2 protein-coding genes are annotated in these 4,236 nt (G+C 65.9%); one reads left to right on the top strand and one right to left on the bottom strand.

Going from position 1 to position 4,236, the window contains the following annotated elements; all coding sequences use genetic code 11:
* A partial coding sequence (locus MOV74_RS32525; protein WP_246931086.1) for an indolepyruvate ferredoxin oxidoreductase family protein occupies nucleotides 1-2,240 on the top strand: 2,240 nt, incomplete at its 5' end.
* Nucleotides 2,241-2,371: 131 nt separating this feature from the next.
* Here the strand turns inward: MOV74_RS32525 and MOV74_RS32530 are convergent.
* Entirely contained in the window at nucleotides 2,372-4,099 is a 1,728-nt protein-coding gene (locus tag MOV74_RS32530) for an FAD-dependent oxidoreductase (RefSeq protein ID WP_246931087.1), read from the bottom strand.
* Nucleotides 4,100-4,236 lie beyond the last annotated feature (137 nt).

Below are 4,236 nucleotides of genomic sequence, written 5' to 3' on the forward strand. Positions count from 1 at the left end.
AGGCCTTCGACAACCCCGTCACCACCAGCGCGCCGATCAAGCTCGCACGCACGCCGTTCTTCTGCTCGGGCTGCCCGCACAACACTTCGACGCGGGTGCCGGAGGGCAGCCGCGCCATGGCCGGCATCGGCTGCCACGGCATGGCGCTGAGCATGCCGACCCGCCGCACCGATCTGATCTCGCATATGGGTGCCGAAGGCGTGAACTGGATCGGCCAGTCGCCCTTCACGACCGAGACCCACATCTTCCAGAATCTCGGCGACGGCACCTATACCCATTCCGGCCTGCTCGCCCTGCGCGCGGCATCGGCCGCCGGCATCAACATCACTTACAAGATCCTCTACAACGATGCGGTGGCGATGACCGGCGGCCAGCCGGCCGAAGGCGCCTTCAACGTCGCGCAGATCTCGCATCAGGTCTGGGCCGAAGGCGTCAAGCGGCTCGCGATCGTGTCGGACGATCCGACCAAGTACCCGCAAGGAAACTACTTCCCGCAGGGCGCGACCATCCACCACCGCCGCGAACTCGACGCCGTGCAGCGCGAGCTGCGCGACATCAAGGGCCTCACGGTCGTGATCTACGACCAGACCTGCGCGGCAGAGAAGCGCCGCCGCCGCAAGCGGGGGCTCTATCCCGACCCCGCCAAGCGTGCCTTCATCAACGAGCTGGTCTGCGAAGGCTGCGGCGATTGCTCGCAGGCTTCCAATTGCGTCTCGGTGCAGCCGCTGGAGACCGAGTTCGGCCGCAAGCGCCAGATTGACCAGTCCAACTGCAACAAGGACTATTCCTGCGTCGAAGGCTTTTGCCCGAGCTTTGTCACCGTGCACGGCGGTACGCTCAAGCGCATGAAAACGTCGGCCGTCGATTCCGGGCAGCTGTTCGCCGACCTGCCGCTGCCGCCGGCATGTGAGCTGGAAGGTCCCTACAACATTCTCGTCACCGGCATCGGCGGCACCGGCGTCATCACCATCGGCGCACTGCTCGGCATGGCCGCTCATGTCGACGGCCGCGGCTGCTCGGCGCTGGATTTCACGGGCCTGTCGCAGAAGAACGGCGCCGTGATGAGCCATGTCCGCATCGCCCCGAAGCCGGAGGACATCTCCGCGGTTCGCATCACCACCGGCGGCGCCGACGTCATCCTCGGCTGCGACATGATCGTCTCGGCAGGTCCCTCCGCACTCAGCCGTGCCGAGCGCGGCGTGACGAAAGCGTTCATCAACGCCGATTTACAGCCGACCGCCAGCTTCGTGCAAAATCCCGATCTCGATTTCGAGATGGGCACGATGCAGACCGTGCTGCGCGACGCCGTCGGCGACAAGAACCTCGACATCATCGACGCCACGGGCATCGCTTCGGCGCTGATGGGCGATTCCATCGCGACCAATCCCTTCATGCTCGGCTTCGCCTTCCAGAAGGGCGTGATCCCGCTGTCGCTGGAGGCCCTGCTCCGCGCCATCGAGATCAACGGCGCCGCGATCGAGATGAACAAGCTCGCCTTCACCTGGGGCCGCCTTGCCGCCCACGACATGTCGCGGGTGCGCAGCGTGCTGCAGTTCAAGAACAGGGCTGCCGCGCCGACGAAATCGCTCGACGACATCATCGCGACCCGCGCCGAATTCCTGACCGGCTATCAGGACAAGACCTACGCCGACCGCTACCTTGCTGCCGTCGCCAGGGTGCGCAAGGCCGAGAGCGCGGCTTCGCCGGCGTCCACGGAGCTGACCGAGGCCGTCGCGAAGAACCTGTTCAAGCTGATGTCCTACAAGGACGAGTACGAGGTCGCACGGCTCTATACCGATGGCAGTTTTGCCAAGAAAGTGTCCGAAAAATTCGACGGCGATTTTACGCTGAAGTACCATCTGGCTCCGCCGATCTTCGCCAAGCGCGACAAGACAACGGGCCGGCTCCAGAAACAGGCGTTCGGCGGCTGGATGATCCACGCCTTCCGCCTGCTGGCCAGGCTCAAGTTCCTGCGCGGCGGCGCGTTCGATCCGTTCGGCCGCACCGAGGAGCGCCGAACCGAGCGCAAGCTGGTCGAGGATTATCTCGGCATGATCGACCAGCGCACCGCCGGGCTGAAGGCGGAGCAGATCCCGCTGCTGACGCGGCTCGCCCGCGTACCGGAGACGATCCGCGGTTTCGGCCACGTCAAGGAAGCCAACATCAAGCAGGCCTCGGCGGAGACGGCGCGGCTGATTGCTGAGCTGGAGAACAGCCGCTTTGCCGCGGCTGCGGAGTAGCGGGGCAGCCCGCACCCTCTCCACGTGATTGCGAGGAGCCCTTGCGACGAAGCAATCCCCGACTACCTCCGCGGCGGGATCTCTGGATTGCTTCGCTCCTCGCAATGACGTGGATATAGCGGAGACAACAGTTAGGCGGAGGCATCCGCAGCGCTTGTCATGCTGGCCACACTCCCCTCCGCCAGATGCCGGCCCGCAATATACCCGAACGTCAGTGCCGGCCCGAGCATAATGCCCGGCCCCGGGCAATTCCCGTTCATGATCGAGCCCATGTCGTTGCCGCAGGCATGGAGGCCAGCAATCGGCGTGCCGTCCTCGCGCAGCACGCGCGCCCGCGCATCCACCTTCATGCCGATCGCGGTGCCGAGATCAGCCGGATGGATGCGCATCGCGAAGAACGGGGCGCGGAGGATCGGCGCGACGCAGGGATTGGGCTTGTGGCTGATATCGCCGAGGTGGCGCTGGTAGACGGTGCTGCCGCGGCCGAATTCGCCGTCGCGACCTTCTTTCGCATCGGCGTTGTAGTTCACGATCGTCGCCGTGAGAGCGGACGGCTTAACACCGATCTTGGTTGCGAGCTCTGCGAGATCAGGAGCCGCGATCAACTCGCCACTCGCCACATAACGCCGATAGCCGCGCGTAAACGGCTTGATGCGACCGAGGCCGTAAGCCCACAGGAACGCGCGGTCACAGATCAGGTAGAATGGCCGGTCCGGCTCGCCATTGCCATCGCGGAGCATGGCGAGCACGAATTCGTGGTACGACAGTGCTTCGTTGACGAAACGTCGGCCCGCTGCGTTGACGGCGATCACACCGGGCTTGGCGCGATCGGTCACCATATGCGGGAACACGCCGCGGCTGCCGTCGGCGCGGGGGAACAGCGAGGCCGGCACCCAATAAGCCGGGCTGGTCGCGTCCGTGTTGAGCGCGGCACTGACTTTGGCTGCGAGCCGAAGTCCGTCGCCCGTCGCTGATTTGTTCGTCGCCGAAGCAAATCCGGCCGCCGCCGGAAAAAGGCGCTTGCGCAACACGGCGTCATGCGAAAAGCCGCCGGTTGCCAGCACGACGCCACGACGCGCGGCGATCGGCCGGTCACGGGAGCCGTGACGGATCACCACGCCGCTGACACGATCACCCCGCATCGAGAGATCCTCGACGTCGGCGCTGAAAAGAATTTCAACCCGCCGCGAAAGCAGCGAGGCATAGAGCCGCGCAGCAAGCGCATTGCCAAGATGCAGCGTGCTGCCGCGCGGGCTGCGCAGCCGCTGCAATGCATATTCGGAAATCAGCCGCGCCGCGCGCAGGGTCGAGCGCAGCGATTTCCCCGCCTTCCGCAGGTGCGGAATGTCGAGACGATTGACCATCATCCCGCCGAGCAATGTGAACTCTGGGAGCGGTGGCCGCAATCGCGCAAAGGCGGCGCCCAGCCGCGTGCCATCGAACGCGACCGGCTCCAGCACACGGCCGCCGGGCGTTGCGCCCAGCCGTTCCGGATAATAATCCGGATAGGTTTTCACCGGCTGAAGCCGCACCTCGGTGTTGGCTTCGAGATAGGCGACCGCCTCGGGCCCGCGCGCGAGGAAGGCGGCGCGCAGGCCGGCATTGGCGGGCTCGGGCACCGTGCCCGACAGGTACTGCACGGCATCCGCGACACTGTCGGAGAGCCCAACTTCCTTCATCTTGGCATTGGCGGGGATCCAGACCATGCCGTGAGACCACGCCGCGGTGCCGCCGACGAAAGCGGTCTTCTCGATCACCAGCACGCGCAGGCCTTCGGCAGCGGCCACGGCCGCCGCCGTCATGCCACCGGCACCGGCGCCGATGACAATGACGTCGTAGGTCTCGTGCGCCGGCATCATGCGGCAAGGGTCGGGAAGCGAGGCATGGCACCGTCATACCCCGCCCCGACCGTGGAGCGCTAGCGTTGCGGCTTGCGCTCGATCGGGTCGATGTCGATCGCCCGCAGGCGGCCGAGCCGCAGCACGTCCATGGCGAG

Origin of the sequence: Bradyrhizobium sp. SHOUNA76 (genome assembly GCF_023006445.1) — a bacterium.
Lineage (GTDB): Bacteria > Pseudomonadota > Alphaproteobacteria > Rhizobiales > Xanthobacteraceae > Bradyrhizobium.